The organism is Streptococcus oralis (assembly GCF_016028255.1).
Lineage (GTDB): Bacteria > Bacillota > Bacilli > Lactobacillales > Streptococcaceae > Streptococcus > Streptococcus oralis_AC.
Genome location: NZ_CP065707.1, coordinates 1,340,351 through 1,360,524 on the forward strand (window position 1 = coordinate 1,340,351; position 20,174 = coordinate 1,360,524).

A 20,174-nucleotide genomic window follows, 5' to 3' on the forward strand; every position below is an offset into this window, starting at 1 on the left:
ATATGGGATTATTTGACCGTCTATTCGGGAAAAAAGAAGAGCCGAAAATCGAAGATGTTGTAAAAGAAGCACTGGAAAATCTTGATTTGTCAGAAGAGGTTGAAGAAAGCCAAGCGGCAGTCGAAGAAACAGCGACGGACAAAGTGGAAGAAACACCTGCTCAAGAAGAAATTCCTCAGATCTCGACAGAAGAAGTTATTGAACCAGAAGCAGTCGAAGAAACTGCTCAGAAAGAGCTTGAGCTAGAAGCTGATGAATTGGAACAATTCCAAGAGACAGAAGAAGCTCTAGAAGAAGAGAAGCAAGAAACTGTAGAGTTCGAAGAAGGGTTAGCTTCTGAAGTAGTTGAAGAAGAACTTCCTCAGGTTGAAGAAACCGTTCAGGAAAAATATGACCGCAGTCTCAAGAAAACGCGTACGGGATTCGGAGCTCGTTTGAATGCCTTCTTTGCCAACTTTCGTTCTGTCGATGAAGAATTTTTCGAGGAATTGGAAGAACTGCTCATCATGAGCGACGTCGGTGTGCAAGTCGCTTCAAACTTAACAGAAGAACTACGCTATGAAGCCAAATTAGAAAACGCTAAGAAGCCTGACGCACTTCGTCGTGTCATTATTGAGAAATTAGTTGAACTCTATGAGAAGGATGGCAACTACGATGAACAAATTCATTTTCAAGATGGCTTGACAGTCATGCTCTTTGTTGGTGTTAACGGTGTTGGGAAGACAACTTCTATCGGGAAACTAGCTCACCGCTACAAACAAGCTGGCAAGAAAGTCATGCTGGTTGCGGCAGATACCTTCCGTGCAGGGGCAGTGGCCCAGCTAGCTGAATGGGGCCGTCGTGTGGATGTTCCTGTTGTGACGGGGCCTGAAAAGGCTGATCCAGCAAGTGTGGTCTTTGATGGGATGGAATGCGCCGTAGCAGAAGGGATTGATATTCTCATGATTGATACAGCAGGTCGTCTGCAAAACAAGGACAACCTTATGGCCGAGTTGGAAAAGATTGGTCGCATTATCAAGCGTGTCGTTCCTGAAGCACCCCATGAAACTTTCTTAGCACTCGATGCGTCAACTGGACAAAACGCCCTGGTACAAGCTAAAGAATTTTCGAAAATTACCCCTGTTACCGGTATTGTATTGACAAAAATTGATGGAACTGCCCGTGGTGGTGTCGTTCTGGCAATTCGTGAAGAACTCAATATCCCTGTAAAATTGATCGGTTTCGGTGAAAAAATCGATGATATCGGTGAATTTAACTCTGAAAACTTTATGAAGGGTCTTTTAGAGGGTTTGATTTAATAGAAAATAAATAATCCTGCAAGTGTAGCTTGCAGGATTATTTTGCTATTCTAAACGGCCATCTTCACGATAGGCGATATCTGGTTGCCAAGTCCATTTAGCTCCATACTTCTCAAGTAAGTCAAAGCTAGCTTGTGGCCCCATGCTTCCAGCTTTATAATCGTAGAGTGGAGCTCCGTTTTCAGCCCAGAGCTCTTCGATACGGTCAATCAATTTCCAAGAAGCACTCACTTCATCCCAGTGGCTAAAATTGGTTGAGTTGTTGTTCAAGACATCGTAGATTAATTTCTCGTAAGGATCTGGTGAGGCTCCAGTAGCAGTAGCATCTGTACGATAATCCAGAGAGCTTGGTGCCAGGTTAAATTCTTCACCGACTTGCTTCCCATTGAGGCTGAGAGAGAATCCTTCAGTTGGTTGAATATAGATGGTCAAGATATTTGGAGCAAGTGGTTCTTCAAAGATAGAGTCCATTTGCTTAAAGACGATATTGACATGAGTTCCTTTTTCCGTCAGGCGTTTCCCTGTACGGAAGAAGAAGGGAACACCACGGAAGCGATCGCTGTCTACAAAGAAGGCACCAGATGCAAAGGTTTCTGTTGTGGATTCAGGATCGACATTTGGCTCGCTTCGATAGGAAATGTATTTCATACCATCGATTTTACCAGAGCGATATTGACCACGGATAAACTGTTCTTTCAGTTCTTCCTCAGTTGGATGATAGAGGTTTTTAAAGACCTTTATCTTTTCAGCACGAATCTCATCCTTTGTAAAGCTAGCTGGTTTGTCCATGGCTAGAAGAGAGAGGAGTTGGAGAGTATGGTTTTGCACCATATCACGAAGGGCACCAGATTGATCGTAGTAGCCACCGCGTTCTTCAACACCCAAGCGCTCTGCAAAGGTAATCTGAACATTATCGATGTGTTCGCGATTCCAAACATTCTCAAAGATCATGTTGGCAAAACGAACAGCAAAGATACTCTGAATCATCTCTTTACCTAAGTAATGGTCGATACGGTAGATTTGCTCCTCATCAAAGGCAGCAAGGAGATCTTCATTGAGTTTGCTAGCTGTTTCGTAGTCTGTACCAAATGGTTTCTCAACGATCAAGCGCTCAAAACCTTTGCCATCGACAATGTTTTCAGATTTGAGGTGCTTGGCAATGGTTCCAAAGAACTGAGGTGCCATAGACAAGAAGAAGAGCTTATTGTGTTCAGCTTGGTATTTTTCATTTAGCTCAGCTTGTAATTGGCGCAAAGCAATGTAATGTTCCGTGTCATTCACATCATGGCTTTGATAGTAGAAGTGGCTAGCAAATTCCTGGGCTTGTTCGGTACTATCTGCCAAATCAAGGATGGACTCGACAACTACAGATTCAAAATATTCCTTACTCCAAGGTCTACGAGCTGTTCCGATAACTGCAAAATGCTCAGAGAGATTGCCTGATTTATAGAGTCTGAAAAGGGAAGGGTAGAGTTTGCGTTTAGCTAAATCTCCACTCGCACCGAAAATTGTAACAATAACCTTTGATGACATCTAGCTACCTAATTTCTATATTTTTTCCTAGTTGGACTAGGGATGAGATTTCCTCATTGTCATAGTTTTTATTTTATCATAATTTTCAAAAAAATCAAAAAATCCAATACGTAATTAAAAAACTGTAAGATTATCCTTACAGTTTTGTTTTATACGTTTAAGACCTTGTCCAAGAAATCTTTCAGTCGAGGGTGTTGCGGGTTGTCGAAGATTTGATCTGGAGTTCCATCTTCCAGGAATTCACCATCAGCTGTAAAGATAACACGGTTGGCCACCTGACGAGCAAATCCCATCTCATGGGTTACGATGATCATGGTCATGCCTTGTTCCGCCAATTCCTTCATAACGTTTAGTACATCTCCAACCATTTCAGGGTCCAGAGCGGAAGTTGGCTCATCAAAGAGCATAATATCAGGATTCATGGCAAGTCCACGAGCGATAGCTACACGCTGTTTCTGACCACCTGAAAGGCTATCTGGGTTAGCATTAGCTTTATCTGCTAGTCCAACCTTTTCAAGCAACTCCATCCCCAATTTTTCAGCCTCTTCTTTGGTCATCCGTTTGTGTTCAATAGGTGCAAAAGTGATATTTTCTAGGACGGACATGTGAGGGAAGAGGTTGAAATGTTGGAAGACCATTCCCACGTTTTCACGAACATGGTCGACATTGGTTGATTTTTCAGTCAAATCATAACCATTTACTGTGATGTGGCCGCTCGTTACCTCCTCGAGAAGGTTAAGGCTACGGAGGAAAGTGGATTTACCAGAACCTGAAGGACCGATAATACAGACAACATCTCCTTCATAGAATTTAGTAGTAATGCCTTTTAAAACCTCATTTTTTCCATAATACTTATGCAAATCATTTACATCAATTTTTAGTTTTGCCATTAACGAATCCTCTTTTCTAAGCGTTTCGCTAGTCTAGTCAAAAGCGTGATAATTACAAGATAGAAGATAGCAAGGATTGCATACATCTTGAAACTTTGGTAGTTACGGGCGATGATGATCTTACCAGTTTGGAAAAGTTCAACCAAACCGATAGCAGATACGATGGTTGTATCTTTAAGAGCGATAACGAACTGGTTAACGAAGTTTGGCAACATCAATTTAGTTGCTTGTGGCAAGATAATCTTACGCATGGTTTTTCCGTAGGAGATACCTAGGCTTCTGCTGGCTTCCATTTGCCCAACTGGAACAGCTTGAATCCCACCACGAACGATTTCAGCGATATAAGCAGCTGCATTAAGTGAGAGGGCAATAGTACCAGCTACAAAGTCGTTAATCGGACTCTGTTGGCCTGTAATGGACTCGATGAAGTTTGGAATTCCCCAGAAGATGAAGGCTGCAAGAATCATCAAGGGAATACCGCGAATAACGTCAACGAAAATCTCAGAGATCAGACGAAGAGATTTGTATGGGCTAACGCTAAACATACCGAAGATAATCCCGATGACAATGGCAATTGCAAATGAAATAAGTGCTAGAGCAAGAGTGATTCCAAGTCCACTAAGAAGTTGTTTGTAGTTATTTTGAAGCAAGCCCCAGATAGTTGTTTCGTCAACCGTACTTGTAGAAGTAGTTGTTGCTCCGCTAGCTAGATACTTGTCGAGAATTTTTTGAAATTCACCGTTTGCTTTGAGGTTAGCAAGCCCCTTATTGAACATTTGAATCAATTCAGGGTTTGTTCCTTTTTTAACGGCAAAGGCTGTTTCACCGATTGGAGTTCCAGCGATTGGCGTTTTCAATTTTTGTCCTTGACTGATAGAATATTTGAGAACGGGCTCATCATCCATCACGGCATCGATAGCTCCAGTGTTGAGACTGTCATACATAGATGAGCCATCTGAAAAAGTTTTAATCTTGTAGCCGTATTTGCTTTGGTTTTCAGTAAGGAACGTTTGAGAAGCAGTTCCGTTTTTAACACCGACAGTTTTATCCTTGAGGTCTTCATAAGAAGCAATGGTACTTGATTCTTTTACACCGAGAATCGTATTAGCAGTGTAGTAGGAATCAGAGAAATCAAATGTGGCTTTACGAGCGTCCGTCACAGACATACCAGCAATAATACCATCAGCTTGTCCTGCTTGAACAGCACTAATGGCTGCATCAAATCCTGGGTTAGTAATCTCAATTTCGAAACCTTGATCTTTGGCAATAGCTTTAATCAAGTCCATATCAATACCAGTGTACTCGTTATTTGAATTTTGAAATACAAAAGGTGCAAAAGATGAATCACTTGCAATAATATACTTTGATTTAACAGTGTCAGCTTTTGCTATTCCTAGTGAGAAAATGGGAAACAAAATAAGCAAACATGCTAGGATTTTTTTCTTCATTTTTAGTCTCCTTTCTGAATATTTTTTAATTATAACAGAAAAAAAGCCAGAAGGCAAATTTTAATGATTTTTATGTAAGAAGATATAACATAAGGGTGTGGATTTGTAAAAATCAATAGATAAAGAATCTAGTGGAATTTATGGTAAAATAGAAGAAATAAAAGGCATGCGAGGCAATTATGATCAATCGGATTACAGATAATAAATTTAAACTAGTATCAAAATATGAACCTTCAGGAGATCAACCACAAGCAATCGAGCAGTTGGTCGATAATATCGAGGGTGGAGAGAAGGCTCAAATCCTCATGGGGGCGACTGGTACAGGGAAGACCTATACCATGAGTCAGGTCATTGCTAAAGTTAATAAACCAACTTTAGTCATTGCCCATAACAAAACCCTAGCTGGTCAGCTCTATGGGGAGTTTAAGGAATTTTTCCCTGAAAATGCTGTTGAGTACTTTGTGTCTTATTATGATTATTATCAACCCGAGGCCTATGTCCCTTCAAGCGATACCTATATAGAGAAGGATAGCTCGGTCAATGATGAGATTGACAAGCTTCGACACTCTGCGACTTCAGCACTTCTGGAGCGCAATGATGTCATCGTTGTGGCTTCTGTCTCTTGTATCTATGGTCTGGGTTCGCCAAAGGAATATGCTGACAGTGTGGTGAGTCTCCGTCCAGGTCTTGAAATTTCTCGTGATAAACTCTTGAATGACTTGGTTGATATTCAGTTTGAACGCAATGATATTGATTTCCAACGGGGAAGATTTCGCGTTCGTGGGGATGTGGTGGAGATTTTCCCAGCTTCCCGTGATGAACATGCCTTTCGTGTTGAGTTTTTCGGGGATGAGATTGACCGTATCCGTGAAGTTGAGGCTTTGACAGGTCAGGTATTGGGAGAAGTGGATCATTTGGCGATTTTCCCAGCCACTCACTTTGTGACCAATGATGAGCACATGGAGGTTGCTATTGCCAAGATTCAAGCGGAGTTGGAGGAGCAGTTAGCTGTCTTTGAGAAGGAAGGCAAACTGCTGGAGGCCCAACGTTTGAAACAGCGAACAGAGTATGATATCGAGATGCTGCGTGAGATGGGTTATACAAATGGGGTTGAGAATTACTCTCGTCACATGGATGGTCGTAGTGAAGGAGAGCCTCCTTATACGCTTCTTGACTTCTTCCCAGATGATTTCTTGATTATGATTGATGAAAGTCACATGACCATGGGGCAAATCAAGGGCATGTACAATGGAGACCGTTCTCGTAAGGAAATGTTGGTGAATTATGGTTTCCGTCTGCCGTCTGCCCTAGACAATCGTCCCCTTCGTCGTGAAGAGTTTGAAAGTCATGTTCATCAGATTGTCTACGTTTCAGCGACTCCTGGTGATTATGAGATGGAACAAACTGATACCGTGATTGAACAAATCATCCGTCCGACAGGTCTTTTGGATCCGGAAGTTGAAGTCCGTTCAACTATGGGACAAATCGATGACCTCTTAGGTGAAATCAATGCCCGTGTTGAAAAGAATGAGCGTACCTTTATTACAACCTTGACCAAGAAAATGGCAGAAGATTTGACCGACTACTTCAAAGAAATGGGCATCAAGGTCAAGTATATGCACTCGGACATCAAGACCTTGGAGCGGACGGAGATTATCCGTGACCTGCGCTTGGGTGTCTTTGATGTCTTGGTCGGAATCAACCTGCTCCGTGAAGGGATTGACGTTCCTGAAGTAAGCTTGGTTGCTATTCTCGATGCTGACAAGGAAGGTTTCCTTCGTAACGAACGCGGCCTCATCCAGACCATTGGTCGTGCAGCTCGTAATAGCGAAGGGCATGTTATCATGTATGCTGACACGATGACTCAGTCTATGCAACGTGCTATCGATGAAACGGCCCGCCGTCGGAAAATTCAGATGGTTTATAATGAAGAGCATGGTATCGTTCCACAAACCATTAAGAAAGAAATCCGTGACCTAATCGCCGTAACCAAGGCAGTTGCCAAGGAAGAGGACAAGGAAGTCGATATCAATAGCCTCAACAAACAAGAGCGCAAGGAACTCGTCAAAAAACTCGAAAAACAAATGCAAGAAGCCGTCGAAGTGCTTGATTTTGAACTCGCTGCTCAGATCCGCGATATGATGCTGGAAGTCAAGGCGTTGGATTAGGGTATTAGGAGGAGATGAAATGGAAAATTTAAATTATTTTACAGGTAAATTTAGGGACTTTGAATTAAAGAAGTATTTTGATTCGTTGGACGAAAATAAACTGAAATACGAACTTGAAAACTTTACTAATCAATATTTAAAGTTATCTAGAGAAAAACAATTAAAATATGCAAGCGATTTTCTGTATGTTTGTATGATGTTCGTTGAAGAAATCGATAAGATCACACTTGGAAGACTTTTAGCTACATTAAATAAAGTATTATTTGAAAATGGGCATTCATATAGTTGGTTTGAAAACTTTGAATATTTAAATGTTTTATATAAATATTTATCTCAAACAAAGGAATATGAAGAATGTTCTATATTATTTGAAAATGAAAGTTATTTTTCAAGGATTCTTGAATTAGTATTTAATGATGATTTAGAGGACGTTTATTTACTTGATGCTCACATACTTCCAGTTTTTGTCCGACTTTTTGAATTAAAAAGTTTACCAGAAGAAAAAAGAATCTATTTTAAGAGTGAATTAGAATCATTATTCAGATTTATATTTGAAAATCACGATATTAATAGTGTGGTTTGTTATTGGTATTTTGAATTAGATGAGTTGGTTTCTATTTTTAAAATTGAACATCTCGAAATAATTAGTAGCTATTATATCAATAACCCTCAATCTGATTCTGTTGGGAAATATTTGGATTTTGTGTCAAGACACTTTGATGTTGTAATTAAAAATTCGATTGATGTTGTTCGAAAGATAGCAGAAGAAAATGATTCTGATATAATTCGAGATCAAGCAATTAAATTAGTTAAAATGTATGATGAGCGTAATAGTAGTGATGAAGGCGCCATTTTAAAAAAGGAGAGTGATTCTGGATTTATACTGTCTGAAAATTACAAGGAACTTTTGAAGCAAGCAGAATCTATTATTGATGATATTCGTTCTAATTTGATTGTTAATTCTAAAGATTTAAAAACAATCGGATCTTTTGGACATTATACTAAAATTGACACTTTAACAAACTTCCTCATAAAAGCAGACTGGAAAAATGAAAATAATTCTGAAACTCAACCTCCATTTTTACGACTGACTAATCTAAAACAGTTAAACGACCCAATGGAAGGAAGGGCAATCCACGATTATTTAGGGATGGATAATACATTTTTCCAGCAATACCAAACTTCTAATGTCTTTATATCTTCTCTAACTACAGTATCTGATAGCCTACCTATGTGGAAAGAATACGCAGATTCGTGTCAAGGAGCATTCCTTGAATATGACATGAGTTATCTTGAACATATTGTTGCTCATCAATCTATTGAATTTGTTAAAATTCACTACTTAGATTTGAATTCTGGCGCTAAAGATGAATCAGATGTTGGTAAAGCTCTAGATAATCTAAAACAAATTTTTGAAAAAATACAAGAGTTTGAAGGTAAAACTCCACTAAGTGACTTGGCGGAAAAATTAAAAAAGATTTCTTATCTTTTTAAAGTAAAAGATTACGAATATGAGATGGAGTATCGTATTCTAATCAACCTAGATGATACTTCTGTAAAAAAACTTATTGCAAAGCATAATAAAAGTTTAGATAAAAATAAGGATTTATTAAAAGGTAAGGATTTATTAAATGAGAATTACTTGAAGAAAGAGGAGATTGGGTTAGAAACTTTTGATAAAGTTAACTATAATGATTTTAGGAAGTATATCGTATTAAGCCCAAAAGATAATGGCAGATATGCTTTATTTGTATACATCAATCTATTACCTTTGAAATACTCAAAAGTTATTCTAGGTCCAAAGGTTACAGATGCAGACTATATTGCTCCTTATCTCAAACTTGCCAATCCTGATATAGAGATAGAAAGTTCGAAAATCCCTTATCGTTGAGTTTAGAAAAAATTAAAGCTTCAAAGAAATTATAATCTTTTATTAATAAGGAGAAGCTAGTAATGAAAAAAATTTTACTGTTAATTTTCTTCATTGTAAATATTGTCCCTTTATTCTTTATTCTACGTTTTGCCTTCCTTTTCTTTACAACAACTTATGACATTTTCCCTGAAGCAAATCAATCGGAGGTAGAGACAGCAGTAAGAAGAACCCTTGATTTGTATGGTTTTAAAGGAGATATGAAGGTTACGAAGTTTTCTAGAGATAAATGGACTTCTGAAAAATACAAAATTGAATACGATTATAGTGAAGAGGTTGATGGAAGTAGAGTCACTGTGAGTCATGCCTTGTTTTATCGTCCAAAGTCCTCAAAATACAATCCCCAAAAGACTGATGAAGAACTAGCCTATGATGGGACTACGAGAACCATGTTACAAGAATTTTCAGACATGGCTCATAAACTACTTAACCAGCATCCTGTCAGTATTTCTCACAAAGAGAAGGTAGAGAATTTTTTTAAGCAATATGAAAATCCAAATCTAGAATATGTGAATAGTTACTGGAGTGTCGATACTGAATCTGGGAATATTCAAGACTATTATGCCCTCATTGAAAAGAACCGTAAGGAAGGAAAAGCTTTTCAAGGTTTGTATGATATTCCTATTGATGAATTCTTGGAAAAAGAAATGATTAAAGGATACATCATCTATCGCGATACTGTTTTAGAAGAGGGTGAGAAAGATTATTTTGATAGTGAAGGCGGACTGACAGGATTTATTTCAAATGGGATAGATAATGCCGAGTTGCCAGATGCCTTTTATGAGGTTTCTTACTACTATGGTGCTAAAGGATATCGTTCAGGTAGTAGTGTTTCTTTAAAGATTCAAAACCATAAGATGCTCTATTATGGAAGTAATTTTAACTAAAAATTTTATATGTAACAATTTATGTTAAAATAATAGACGAGATAATTTAAAAGTGATAGATATTAGTCATTAGTTAGTAGTTTGAATTTAAAGGAGAAATAAATAGTGAAAAATTCAAGTACTTTTAACAAGCTTATTTATACTGTCCTATATTCCTTACTGATAGCATTTGTTATCGCTCATTTCATATTATGGTCATTTGGTTTATCATTTACTCCGATTATTTGGAATATTTGGCTCTTTCTTCTAATTTTTACTCTATTTATTCGCTTTTTGAGGTCCTTTGCAATTCTTGATCTTCTATTTGGGATATTTGGACTGAAATTTATTCCCATAGCGTGGAATACAAGGCTTTTTGTTCCAATTATCCTCTCTATTTTGCATATTTTTATTTACTTTTTAAAGGGGAAATATCGCTTCCTTGAAGGAGTGCGCAGTGCGATTTGTAGTTTTTATATTTGGTTATTTGTAATTGTCGTCTTCGCTTTTATTCCAAATCCTCCTGTTCCAATCACTATTGATTATGAAGTTAGGGAACAAGAAATTGTCATAACAAAAGGATATTTGCTTCATGATGTATACTATTATCATGAGCTGATTAATCCCTTCATCATGAAATCTGACATCAAGTCTAAAAAAATTCTATAATAAATTAGAAAGTGAGTAAATTTATGTCCCGTTCCCAATTAACGATTTTAACAAACATTTGTCTGATTGAAGACCTTAAAAATCAGCGAGTAGTCATGCAATATCGCTCTCCTGAAAACAATCGCTGGTCTGGCTATGCCTTTCCTGGAGGTCATGTAGAAAATGGTGAGGCTTTCGCAGAGTCTGTCATTCGTGAGATCTATGAAGAAACAGGATTGAATATCCAAAATCCTCAACTTGTCGGCATTAAAAATTGGCCACTAGATACAGGTGAGCGCTATATTGTCATTTGTTATAAGGCGACAGAGTTTACTGGAAATCTTCAATCCTCAGAAGAAGGAGAAGTATCTTGGGTGCAAAAAGACCAGATTCCAAACTTGGATCTGGCCTATGATATGCTACCCTTGATGGAAATGATGGAAGCACCTGACAAGTCAGAGTTCTTCTATCGCCACCGTACAGAGGACGGCTGGGAGAAAGAAATTTTCTAGTCTTTTACTAAATAACCTAACTGATCCAAGGCCTCCTCGATATAGTGGAGGTCTTGTTGTGTTTCAGCTTCAACAAGGTGGTAATGGATGCCGTCTGTCAATTCAGAAAGTGGTCTAAAGTCAGAATTCTCGACTTGTTCCAGAAAATGCTGGACATCTCGGCGACAGGTGAGTTTGAGCAGAGTTTCAATTTCACCATAAACGGGATGATCGATTAAGATATTTTGAACGCGTCCGCCATTATCTACTATAGCCAAAAGTTCCTGACCAATTTCTTCCAGTTCATGTTTCACTTTAAAGAGTTTGTGGACGTAGGGGTTGGCATCATTTTCTTTGTAGATATAACCACGATTGGTTGACAAGATAGGAGCGCCATCGGCTCGCAAGATGGCAATGTCTTGGACGATGATTTGGCGTGTGACATGAAAGTGTTCAGCCAAGGTTTGACCATTGAGAGCTTTTGGTGACTCTTTTAAAAGTTTGAGAAGAGTTTGTTTGCGATCCTTTGTCATAGTTTTTCCTTTTAGCGACGTTTTCGAAGCACTTTAAAGACAGCTAGTGCCAATGTATAGTCTACCATACTATGGATAATTGTGCCAAATCCAACTAGGACGAAGAGAACATAAAACATATTTTCAACATTTGTCCCTGAAGTAGCATAGAAAATAATACAAGCTAGCACTTCAGCAATAGCGTGAACAACACCCAAAACAAAGTTAAAAATCCAAGATGCCTTTGGTTTATCCAAGGTTTCAGGGAATTTTTTTAAGTAAAATGCTCCCAAAATACCAAAAACGATGTGAGAAAAGGCGCGCAGAACGATAACCATAGGGTAGCCTGCCATCAGGAAGCCGAGACTGGAAGCGATGATCACAAAACCAGCCATCAAAGGTGATAGGAACATGGCGATAAAGATGGCGATATGGCTTCCTAAAGTGTAAGAAGCTGGTGGGATGACGATTTTAAAAGGCATAATGATTGGAATCAAAATCGCGATGGCTGTGAGTAGTGCAGTCATGGTCATAAACTGCGTTTTTTTCCGTATATCCATAAGAACCTCCATTTAACTGTATATACACAAGTATAGTACAATAAATAGATAGACATGTCAAGAATTTATTTTGATTTTATTGAAAATTTTCAAAAGTATAGGTGGTAGATTCAAAGGATTTTCATATATTTTCAAAATTTTGAACTAATGACTCCTTGGTAAATAACCATTTATGAATAGAAGATGATCCTTTACTGGTGAAAACTAAAACTCCACCTTCAGGACGAAAGTGGAGTTGTTTTTTATTTCTTCAAGGTTTCGAGACGTGGGACAATTGCTACAGTTAGGATGGCTGAGATAATCAATTCAGCGATTGAGTTTGTAGAGATGACAGTTGCTAGGAGTTTTTGGATATTGCCGTCGAAGACATTTCCAAAAAGGAAGAAGATTCCCCCAAGGACAAAGACGGTGTTGGTAAGGGAACCGAGAGCACCAGCTAGGATTAGCCCAGTTTTATTTTTCATCAGTTTATAAAACAAGTAAGGTGTCAGCCCAATCAAAACGCGAGGGACAATAGCGATAATCGCAGAATAGATGTTTCCGTTCGGTACGAATGGTGAGAAGAGGTAGCTGGTTGGAAGGATGGTAATCGTGTTTACCGTTAAGCTCAATAGCCCCATAAGAAAACCAAGTGTAACTCCAACTCGCGGACCATAGATGATACTAGCAATGATTACTGGAATATGAACGATAGTTGGTTTGATTGGAAATGGGAAAAGGTTAAATAGGAGAGAAGTTAAAAAGTGGATAACGAGCATAACTGCAAAAAAGATAGCAATTGGAGCAATATTAGAACGTTTTTTCATTGAGGGTTTCCTTTATTCTTTCTAAAATAGTATTCAGGTCAGCTAGGGCGCCTTTTCCGTAATCGCCACAGGCTAGTAGAGATTCCTTTGGAGAGATAATCTGATAACCATAGGTCTCTAATGTTTTTAGATTAGCCTGAGTTGCCGGATGGTCATACATTTTTGTGTTCATGGCTGGTGCGACTAACTTTTTGACGTGGTCTGGCAGGGCAAGAGCTGTACTCGTAACCATGTTATCCGCAAAACCATGCGCAAGTTTGGCAATGGTATTAGCAGTAGCTGGGGCTACAATAAAAAGGTCAGTCCTTTTGCCTCTTTCGATATGATTGACTTGATCAGGATAGGGTTCCTTCATGACATCAAGGTGAACTGGATTCTGTGAGAGTACCTGTAGTGTCAAAGGCTGGATAAACTCTCTCGCTGCCTCAGTCATTAGGATAGTGACATGATGGCCTTGTTTTTTTAAAGAACTGACGAGATCAGCTGATTTATAGGAGGCAATGGAACCTGTCACTGCGATCAGAATGTTTGCCATGGCTTTCCTTTCTAAGAATCGTATGCTTGAATTTTTTCAAGGAGGAGGCTTGCAATTTCCTCTTTGGTTTGAACAGTTTGAAGATGCTCTCTCTCAACAAAAATTGCTCGGTGCTGATTTGCTGAGATTTGAGTAAGGTCATTTGCTATGATCAAGTCAGCCTGATTCTTGACAAGACTCTGTCTAGCAATTTCTATGAGATAATCCTCAGAGACATCAACTAGCAGTTTGAAGCCAATCAGATGAATCGCAGGATTCCATTCTTTGACTAGAGAGATAATCTTGGGTGTCTTTTTAAGGAATAAAACCTGAACCTCATCAGTTGAAGAAATCTTAGTCTGATGATTCTGCTTGCTTAAAAATTCTTCTAAATTAGGGCTAGCCTGTACCTCCTTAAGCCCCGTCATATAAACAGGAGTGTAGTCAGACACAGCCATTGAGTGAATTAAGACCTGATAATCCTGAACACGTTCTTGCATCTCAACTAGAAGATCGTTGGTATTATTAATTTCTCGAATGCTTAGTTTGGGATGAGCTTCTGGCTTCACAGCTCGTTTTGTCGTTATCAAACAAACTTCGTGTCCCGCAGCAAGCAAGGTTTCTGTGATGATTTTCCCCAGGCGACCTGTGGAATGGTTCGTAATAGAGCGGACGCTATCAATAGTTTCACTCGTACCGCCCGACGTAACTAAAATTTTCATAGGACTATTGTACACAAAAATAAACGTTAAGTAAAATGAAAGCGATAAAATTTTGCTAAAACGCAGGAATACTATAGTCTAAAACTATAAAAGCATATAAAATTTTAAAAAGCGCTATTATAACCCCTGAAATATTGATATTTACGAACGTTTTGAGAGTTTAAGGGTGTTAAAAATCTTTTTTTGTGTTATAATGAATTATCACATTAGAGGTTAGAGGAGTTTGCTATGAAAACAGATATTGAAATCGCACAGAGCATTGAGTTAAAGCCAATCGTGGATGTTGTGGAGAAACTTGGGATTTCTTACGATGATTTGGAGTTGTACGGAAAATACAAGGCTAAGCTTAGTTTTGATAAAATTCGTGCGGTTGAGAACAATCCAGTTGGGAAATTGATCTTGGTTACTGCCATCAACCCAACACCAGCGGGTGAAGGGAAGTCAACCATTACCATTGGTCTTGCGGATGCCTTGAACAAGATTGGTAAGAAAACCATGATTGCCATCCGCGAACCATCTCTTGGTCCAGTCATGGGGATTAAGGGCGGTGCAGCCGGTGGTGGTTATGCCCAAGTGTTGCCAATGGAGGACATCAACCTTCACTTTACCGGGGATATGCATGCCATTACAACTGCTAACAACGCTCTTTCTGCCTTGATTGACAACCACTTACACCAAGGAAATGAGCTGGGAATCGACCAACGTCGTATTCTTTGGAAACGTGTTGTGGACTTGAATGACCGTGCCCTTCGTCATGTGACCGTTGGACTTGGTGGTCCTCTAAATGGTATTCCTCGTGAGGATGGTTTCGATATTACCGTTGCTTCCGAAATCATGGCCATTCTTTGCTTGGCGACTGATATTGAAGATTTGAAACGTCGTTTGGCTAATATTGTAATTGGTTATCGCTATGACCGTACGCCTGTTTCTGTAGGTGATTTACAAGTTGAAGGTGCTTTGGCTTTGATTTTGAAGGATGCTATTAAGCCGAACTTGGTTCAGACAATTTACGGTACACCCGCCTTTGTACACGGTGGTCCTTTTGCCAATATTGCTCATGGATGTAACTCTGTTTTGGCAACAAGTACAGCCCTTCGCTTGGCTGACTATACTGTTACTGAAGCTGGTTTTGGTGCAGACCTTGGTGCTGAGAAATTCCTTGATATCAAGACGCCAAACTTGCCAACATCTCCAGATGCAGTAGTTATTGTCGCAACACTACGTGCTCTCAAGATGAACGGTGGCGTCGCTAAAGATGCTTTGACAGAAGAAAACGTTGAAGCGGTTCGTGCAGGATTTGCCAACTTGAAACGTCACGTTGAAAATATCCGTAAGTTTGGTATTCCAGCAGTCGTAGCTATCAATGAATTTGTAACTGATACAGAAGCTGAAATCGTAGCTTTGAAGGAACTTTGTGCCTCAATCGATGTACCAGTTGAACTAGCAAGTGTCTGGGCTGATGGCGCAGAAGGAGGAGTAGCGCTTGCTGAGACGGTTGTTAAGACTATCTCTGAAAATCCAGCAAACTACACTCGTCTGTATGACAATGACCTTTCTGTACAAGAAAAGATTGAAAAGATTGTCACTGAAATCTATCGCGGTACAAAAGTGAACTTTGAAAAGAAAGCCCAAACGCAAATCGCCCAAATCGTTCAGAATGGTTGGGACAAATTGCCAATCTGTATGGCTAAAACTCAATATAGTTTCTCAGACAATCCAAATGCACTTGGAGCACCTGAAAACTTTGAAATTACCATTCGTGAATTGGTACCAAAATTAGGTGCAGGCTTCATCGTTGCCTTAACTGGTGATGTTATGACCATGCCAGGACTTCCAAAACGACCAGCGGCTCTCAATATGGATGTTGAAAGTGATGGAACTGTTCTAGGATTGTTCTAGTATATTGAAATTGACTTTAAATGAGTTTGGAAATGCTTTCCAAGCTCATTTTCTTATCTAGATATAAGGAGTTGTATTCAGCTGATGAGAGAGTTTTCTTCCACACGCAATCAGTCTAGGTAAAGATATTTTCCCCGATTTCTGATATAATAGAAACATTGACTTCAAGAGTAAGGAAGAGAAGATGAACGCATTATTGAATGGAATGAATGACCGTCAGGCTGAGGCGGTGCAAACGACAGAAGGCCCCTTGTTGATCATGGCGGGGGCTGGTTCTGGGAAGACTCGAGTTTTGACTCATCGTATCGCCTACTTGATTGATGAAAAAATGGTTAATCCTTGGAATATCTTGGCCATTACCTTTACCAATAAGGCGGCACGTGAGATGAAAGAGCGTGCTTATGGTCTCAATCCAGCCACTCAGGACTGTCTGATTGCGACTTTCCACTCCATGTGCGTTCGTATTTTGCGTCGCGATGCGGATCATATTGGCTACAATCGTAACTTCACTATAGTGGATCCAGGAGAGCAACGAACTCTCATGAAACGAATTCTAAAGCAGTTGAACTTGGATCCCAAAAAATGGAATGAACGAACCATTTTGGGGACTATTTCTAATGCTAAGAATGACTTGATTGATGATGTGGCTTATACTGCCCAAGCTGGCGATATGTACACGCAAATTGTGGCTCAGTGTTACACGGCTTACCAGAAAGAGCTTCGTCAGTCTGAGTCCGTTGACTTTGATGATTTGATTATGTTGACCCTGCGTCTTTTCGATCAAAATCCTGATGTTCTGACCTACTACCAGCAAAAGTTCCAATACATCCACGTTGATGAGTACCAAGATACCAACCATGCCCAGTACCAACTGGTCAAACTCTTAGCTTCCCGTTTTAAAAATATTTGTGTGGTTGGGGATGCGGACCAGTCTATCTACGGTTGGCGTGGTGCGGATATGCAGAATATCTTGGATTTTGAGAAAGACTATCCCCAAGCCAAGGTTGTTTTGTTGGAGGAAAATTACCGTTCAACTAAAACTATTCTGCAAGCCGCCAATGATGTTATTAAAAATAATAAAAACCGCCGTCCTAAGAATCTCTGGACCCAGAATGAAGATGGTCACGAAATTGTCTATTATCGTGCTAATGACGAACAAGATGAGGCTGTTTTTGTTGCCAAAACCATTGATGAACTCGGTCGCAGCCAAAACTTCCTTCACAAAGACTTTGCAGTTCTTTATCGAACCAATGCGCAATCACGTACTATTGAGGAGGCCCTCCTCAAGTCCAATATCCCTTATACTATGGTTGGTGGGACCAAGTTCTACAGCCGTAAGGAAATTCGCGATATTATTGCCTACCTTAATCTTATTGCTAATTTGAGTGACAATATCAGTTTTGAGCGCATTATCAACGAGCCAAAACGCGGAATCGGCCCAGGAACCGTTGAAAAAATCCGTGATTTTGCGAATATGCAAGATATGTCCATGCTAGATGCTTCAGCCAATATCATGTTATCTGGTATCAAAGGCAAGGCAGCCCAGTCTATCTGGGATTTTGCCAATATAATACTTGATTTACGCGAGCAACTGGACCAGTTAACCATTACAGAGTTAGTTGAGGCTGTTTTAGAAAAAACAGGTTATATCGATATTCTCAATGCCCAAGCGACCTTGGAAAGCAAGGCTCGGGTTGAAAATATCGAGGAATTCCTTTCTGTTACCAAGAACTTTGATGACAATCCTGATGGTCAAGAAGAAGAAACTGGTTTGGACAAACTCAGTCGTTTCTTGAATGACCTTGCCTTGATTGCGGACACTGACTCTGGCAGTCAGGAGACATCAGAAGTGACCTTAATGACCCTGCATGCTGCCAAAGGTCTCGAGTTCCCAGTTGTCTTTATCATTGGAATGGAGGAAAATGTCTTTCCACTTAGCCGAGCAGCTGAGGATCCGGATGAGCTGGAAGAAGAACGCCGTTTGGCCTATGTCGGTATCACACGTGCAGAAAAGATTCTCTATCTGACCAATGCCAACTCACGCTTGCTTTTTGGACGTACCAACTACAATCGTCCGACCCGTTTTATCAATGAAATTAGTTCGGACTTGCTTGAGTATCAAGGTTTGGCTCGTCCAGCTAATACCAGCTTCAAGGCATCTTATAGCAGTGGTGGGATTGCTTTCGGTCAAGGAATGAGTTTGGCTCAGGCTCTTCAAGAACGGAAACGCAATGCTGCACCAAGTTCTATCCAGTCAAGTGGTCTTCCATTTGGACAATTTGCAGCAGGAAATAAAAAAGATTCAAGCAATACAAACTGGTCTATTGGAGATATTGCCCTTCACAAGAAGTGGGGTGAGGGAACGGTCCTTGAAGTCTCAGGTAGTGGGGATACTCAGGAACTAAAAATCAATTTCCCAGAAGTAGGGCTGAAAAAACTCCTAGCCAGTGTAGCCCCAATTGAGAAAAAAATCTAATTTTCCATCCTTCTCACGAATAATAAAGTGAGGAGGATTTTTATGTATAGTATTTCATTCCAAGAAGATTCACTTTTACCGAGAGAAAGACTGGTTAAAGAAGGAGTAGAGGCTCTGAGCAATCAAGAGCTACTAGCTATTCTGCTCAGAACCGGAACGCGTCAGGCTAATGTTTTTGAAATCGCTCAGAAAGTCTTGAATAGCCTTAATAGTCTAACTGATCTAAAAAAAATGACCCTGCAGGAATTGCAGAGCCTTTCGGGTATTGGACGTATTAAAGCCATTGAATTACAAGCTGTGATTGAACTAGGGCATCGTATTCACAAACATGAAACACTTGAGATGGAAAGTATTCTCAGCAGTCAAAAGCTGGCCAAGAAAATGCAACATGAACTTGGCGATAAAAAACAAGAGCACCTAGTGGCGCTCTATCTCAATACTCAAAATCAAATCATTCATCAGCAGACCATCTTTATCGGATCTGCAACACGCAGTATTGCTGAACCACGGGAAATCCTTCACTATGCCATCAAGCATATGGCCACCTCTGTGATTCTCGTTCATAACCATCCATCAGGCGCTGTAGCACCCAGTCGAAATGATGACCATGTCACTAAGCTAGTCAAGGAAGCCTGTGAACTGATGGGGCTGGTGTTTCTGGATCATCTGATTGTCTCTCACTCTGATTACTTTAGTTACCGTGAAAAGACGGATTTGATTTAGAGTTCGTTAACAACATAGTCAAATAGCGTTTTATCTTTGGGACGATTTTCAAAGAGAAATTCAGGATGCCATTGAACACCAAGATAAGGAAAGCCGTCCGTAGTTATTACAGCCTCAATGATTCCATCTTTAGGATCATGTGCTACAACCTTAAGATTTGAAGCTAGATCTTTTATGCTCTGGTGGTGGAAGGAGTTGATATGAGAGATTTCTCCATAGATTTCTCGGAGAATTGTATCAGGCTCCGTTACGAGGCGTTGGGTCGTGTATTCGGCTGAACAGTCCTGCCAATGATCCTCGATATCTTGGTGAAGCGTACCTCCCATAGCGACATTGAAAAGCTGGGTACCCCGACAAACAGAGAAAATTGGTTTCTTCTGCTTGATGGCTTCTCTGATAAGGGCTAATTCAAACTGGTCTCTTTGAAGATGGTAGTCATCGCTGTCAATGGTTTTAGGTTCACCATAGAATTTTGGATCAACATTTTGCCCACCCGTAAGGATGAGTTTATCAATCATAGCGACGTAATGGCTTGCCATTTCTTGATCACCAATCGGAAGGATGATGGGAATTCCGCCAGCGTCCTTGACTCCTTCAACAAAGCCTTTTGCCGCATAGCTCATCATGACATCATCATCTGGATGAGCTTTTTCATTTCCTGTAATCCCAATAACTGGTTTTTTCATAAAT

The 20,174-nt window shown here is 39.8% G+C and carries 18 protein-coding genes; 9 read left to right on the forward strand and 9 right to left on the reverse strand.

Annotated features, from left to right (window positions below; translation table 11 throughout):
• The first annotated feature begins 2 nt into the window (after positions 1 to 2).
• Entirely contained in the window at positions 3 to 1,298 is a 1,296-nt protein-coding gene (gene ftsY, locus I6G42_RS06545; protein ID WP_038805173.1) for a signal recognition particle-docking protein FtsY, read from the forward strand.
• 45 nt (positions 1,299 to 1,343) lie between these two features.
• On the opposite strand, the gene zwf is transcribed toward ftsY, so the two are convergent.
• The 3 genes from zwf to I6G42_RS06560 form a co-directional block, all read right to left on the reverse strand.
• Positions 1,344 to 2,831: a glucose-6-phosphate dehydrogenase gene (gene zwf / locus I6G42_RS06550; protein ID WP_038805174.1), complete on the reverse strand. Its 1,488-nt coding sequence runs from the start codon at positions 2,829 to 2,831 to the stop codon at positions 1,344 to 1,346.
• A 149-nt stretch (positions 2,832 to 2,980) separates the two neighbouring features.
• A complete protein-coding gene (locus tag I6G42_RS06555; protein ID WP_038805176.1) occupies positions 2,981 to 3,721 on the reverse strand; it encodes an amino acid ABC transporter ATP-binding protein in 741 nt (246 codons plus the stop codon).
• Positions 3,721 to 5,169, reverse strand: coding sequence for an amino acid ABC transporter substrate-binding protein/permease (locus tag I6G42_RS06560; RefSeq protein WP_080641293.1), 1,449 nt, complete (start codon positions 5,167 to 5,169; stop codon positions 3,721 to 3,723). Before I6G42_RS06560 ends, I6G42_RS06555 begins: the two co-directional genes overlap by 1 nt.
• 179 nt (positions 5,170 to 5,348) lie before the next feature.
• On the opposite strand from I6G42_RS06560, the gene uvrB reads away from it, so the two are divergent.
• The 5 genes from uvrB to I6G42_RS06585 all read left to right on the forward strand — a co-directional run bounded on the left by uvrB (position 5,349) and on the right by I6G42_RS06585 (position 11,293).
• The gene (gene uvrB, locus I6G42_RS06565; protein WP_038805178.1) at positions 5,349 to 7,337 is read left to right on the forward strand and encodes an excinuclease ABC subunit UvrB; all 1,989 of its coding nucleotides are present in this window, start codon (positions 5,349 to 5,351) and stop codon (positions 7,335 to 7,337) included.
• A 19-nt stretch (positions 7,338 to 7,356) separates the two neighbouring features.
• A complete protein-coding gene (locus I6G42_RS06570) occupies positions 7,357 to 9,228 on the forward strand; it encodes a DUF2971 domain-containing protein (RefSeq protein ID WP_038805180.1) in 1,872 nt (623 codons plus the stop codon).
• Between the two features lie 62 nt (positions 9,229 to 9,290).
• A complete protein-coding gene (locus I6G42_RS06575; RefSeq protein WP_038805181.1) occupies positions 9,291 to 10,154 on the forward strand; it encodes a hypothetical protein in 864 nt (287 codons plus the stop codon).
• A 105-nt stretch (positions 10,155 to 10,259) separates the two neighbouring features.
• On the forward strand, positions 10,260 to 10,802 hold the full coding sequence (locus I6G42_RS06580) for a hypothetical protein (RefSeq protein WP_038805182.1): 543 nt from the start codon (positions 10,260 to 10,262) through the stop codon (positions 10,800 to 10,802).
• Positions 10,803 to 10,825: 23 nt separating this feature from the next.
• A complete protein-coding gene (locus tag I6G42_RS06585) occupies positions 10,826 to 11,293 on the forward strand; it encodes an 8-oxo-dGTP diphosphatase (protein ID WP_038805183.1) in 468 nt (155 codons plus the stop codon).
• Here I6G42_RS06585 and I6G42_RS06590 read toward each other — a convergent pair.
• From I6G42_RS06590 to coaB, 5 genes are all read right to left on the reverse strand, one after another.
• Positions 11,290 to 11,805, reverse strand: a complete 516-nt coding sequence (locus tag I6G42_RS06590; RefSeq protein ID WP_038805184.1) for a transcription repressor NadR — start codon at positions 11,803 to 11,805, stop codon at positions 11,290 to 11,292. The genes I6G42_RS06585 and I6G42_RS06590 overlap by 4 nt on opposite strands.
• Before the next feature lie 11 nt (positions 11,806 to 11,816).
• Entirely contained in the window at positions 11,817 to 12,344 is a 528-nt protein-coding gene (locus tag I6G42_RS06595) for an ECF transporter S component (RefSeq protein ID WP_038805185.1), read from the reverse strand.
• A gap of 242 nt (positions 12,345 to 12,586) precedes the next feature.
• Complete coding sequence (locus tag I6G42_RS06600) at positions 12,587 to 13,150, reverse strand: ECF transporter S component (RefSeq protein WP_038805186.1); 564 nt, start codon at positions 13,148 to 13,150, stop codon at positions 12,587 to 12,589.
• Entirely contained in the window at positions 13,134 to 13,685 is a 552-nt protein-coding gene (gene coaC, locus I6G42_RS06605) for a phosphopantothenoylcysteine decarboxylase (protein ID WP_038805187.1), read from the reverse strand. The genes I6G42_RS06600 and coaC overlap by 17 nt, the downstream gene beginning before the upstream one ends.
• An 11-nt stretch (positions 13,686 to 13,696) precedes the next feature.
• Positions 13,697 to 14,386 carry a phosphopantothenate--cysteine ligase gene (coaB, locus tag I6G42_RS06610; protein ID WP_038805188.1) on the reverse strand — a complete coding sequence of 230 codons (690 nt, stop codon included), beginning with the start codon at positions 14,384 to 14,386 and terminating at the stop codon, positions 13,697 to 13,699.
• A gap of 228 nt (positions 14,387 to 14,614) precedes the next feature.
• Between coaB and I6G42_RS06615 the strand changes: the two genes are divergently transcribed.
• The 3 genes from I6G42_RS06615 to radC all read left to right on the forward strand — a co-directional run bounded on the left by I6G42_RS06615 (position 14,615) and on the right by radC (position 19,484).
• Complete coding sequence (locus I6G42_RS06615) at positions 14,615 to 16,285, forward strand: formate--tetrahydrofolate ligase (RefSeq protein ID WP_038805189.1); 1,671 nt, start codon at positions 14,615 to 14,617, stop codon at positions 16,283 to 16,285.
• A gap of 184 nt (positions 16,286 to 16,469) precedes the next feature.
• Positions 16,470 to 18,761 carry a DNA helicase PcrA gene (gene pcrA / locus I6G42_RS06620; protein ID WP_038805190.1) on the forward strand — a complete coding sequence of 764 codons (2,292 nt, stop codon included), beginning with the start codon at positions 16,470 to 16,472 and terminating at the stop codon, positions 18,759 to 18,761.
• Between the two features lie 42 nt (positions 18,762 to 18,803).
• Complete coding sequence (gene radC, locus I6G42_RS06625; protein ID WP_038805192.1) at positions 18,804 to 19,484, forward strand: RadC family protein; 681 nt, start codon at positions 18,804 to 18,806, stop codon at positions 19,482 to 19,484.
• Here the strand turns inward: radC and I6G42_RS06630 are convergent.
• Positions 19,481 to 20,170 (reverse strand): gamma-glutamyl-gamma-aminobutyrate hydrolase family protein, encoded by a 690-nt coding sequence (locus I6G42_RS06630; RefSeq protein WP_038805193.1) that lies wholly within the window; start codon positions 20,168 to 20,170, stop codon positions 19,481 to 19,483. The genes radC and I6G42_RS06630 overlap by 4 nt on opposite strands.
• Between the last annotated feature and the right edge of the window lie 4 nt (positions 20,171 to 20,174).

Excerpts from the sequence above, each read along its gene's own strand:
- ftsY (WP_038805173.1), top strand. The coding sequence starts at position 3 with ATGGGATTATTTGACCGTCTATTCGGGAAAAAAGAAGAGCCGAAAATC.
- I6G42_RS06590 (WP_038805184.1), bottom strand. The coding sequence starts at position 11,805 with ATGACAAAGGATCGCAAACAAACTCTTCTCAAACTTTTAAAAGAGTCA.
- I6G42_RS06555 (WP_038805176.1), bottom strand. The coding sequence starts at position 3,721 with ATGGCAAAACTAAAAATTGATGTAAATGATTTGCATAAGTATTATGGA.
- zwf (WP_038805174.1), bottom strand. The coding sequence starts at position 2,831 with ATGTCATCAAAGGTTATTGTTACAATTTTCGGTGCGAGTGGAGATTTA.
- coaC (WP_038805187.1), bottom strand. The coding sequence starts at position 13,685 with ATGGCAAACATTCTGATCGCAGTGACAGGTTCCATTGCCTCCTATAAA.
- coaB (WP_038805188.1), bottom strand. The coding sequence starts at position 14,386 with ATGAAAATTTTAGTTACGTCGGGCGGTACGAGTGAAACTATTGATAGC.
- I6G42_RS06615 (WP_038805189.1), top strand. The coding sequence starts at position 14,615 with ATGAAAACAGATATTGAAATCGCACAGAGCATTGAGTTAAAGCCAATC.
- uvrB (WP_038805178.1), top strand. The coding sequence starts at position 5,349 with ATGATCAATCGGATTACAGATAATAAATTTAAACTAGTATCAAAATAT.
- I6G42_RS06585 (WP_038805183.1), top strand. The coding sequence starts at position 10,826 with ATGTCCCGTTCCCAATTAACGATTTTAACAAACATTTGTCTGATTGAA.
- radC (WP_038805192.1), top strand. The coding sequence starts at position 18,804 with ATGTATAGTATTTCATTCCAAGAAGATTCACTTTTACCGAGAGAAAGA.
- I6G42_RS06630 (WP_038805193.1), bottom strand. The coding sequence starts at position 20,170 with ATGAAAAAACCAGTTATTGGGATTACAGGAAATGAAAAAGCTCATCCA.
- I6G42_RS06595 (WP_038805185.1), bottom strand. The coding sequence starts at position 12,344 with ATGGATATACGGAAAAAAACGCAGTTTATGACCATGACTGCACTACTC.
- pcrA (WP_038805190.1), top strand. The coding sequence starts at position 16,470 with ATGAACGCATTATTGAATGGAATGAATGACCGTCAGGCTGAGGCGGTG.
- I6G42_RS06575 (WP_038805181.1), top strand. The coding sequence starts at position 9,291 with ATGAAAAAAATTTTACTGTTAATTTTCTTCATTGTAAATATTGTCCCT.
- I6G42_RS06560 (WP_080641293.1), bottom strand. The coding sequence starts at position 5,169 with ATGAAGAAAAAAATCCTAGCATGTTTGCTTATTTTGTTTCCCATTTTC.
- I6G42_RS06600 (WP_038805186.1), bottom strand. The coding sequence starts at position 13,150 with ATGAAAAAACGTTCTAATATTGCTCCAATTGCTATCTTTTTTGCAGTT.
- I6G42_RS06570 (WP_038805180.1), top strand. The coding sequence starts at position 7,357 with ATGGAAAATTTAAATTATTTTACAGGTAAATTTAGGGACTTTGAATTA.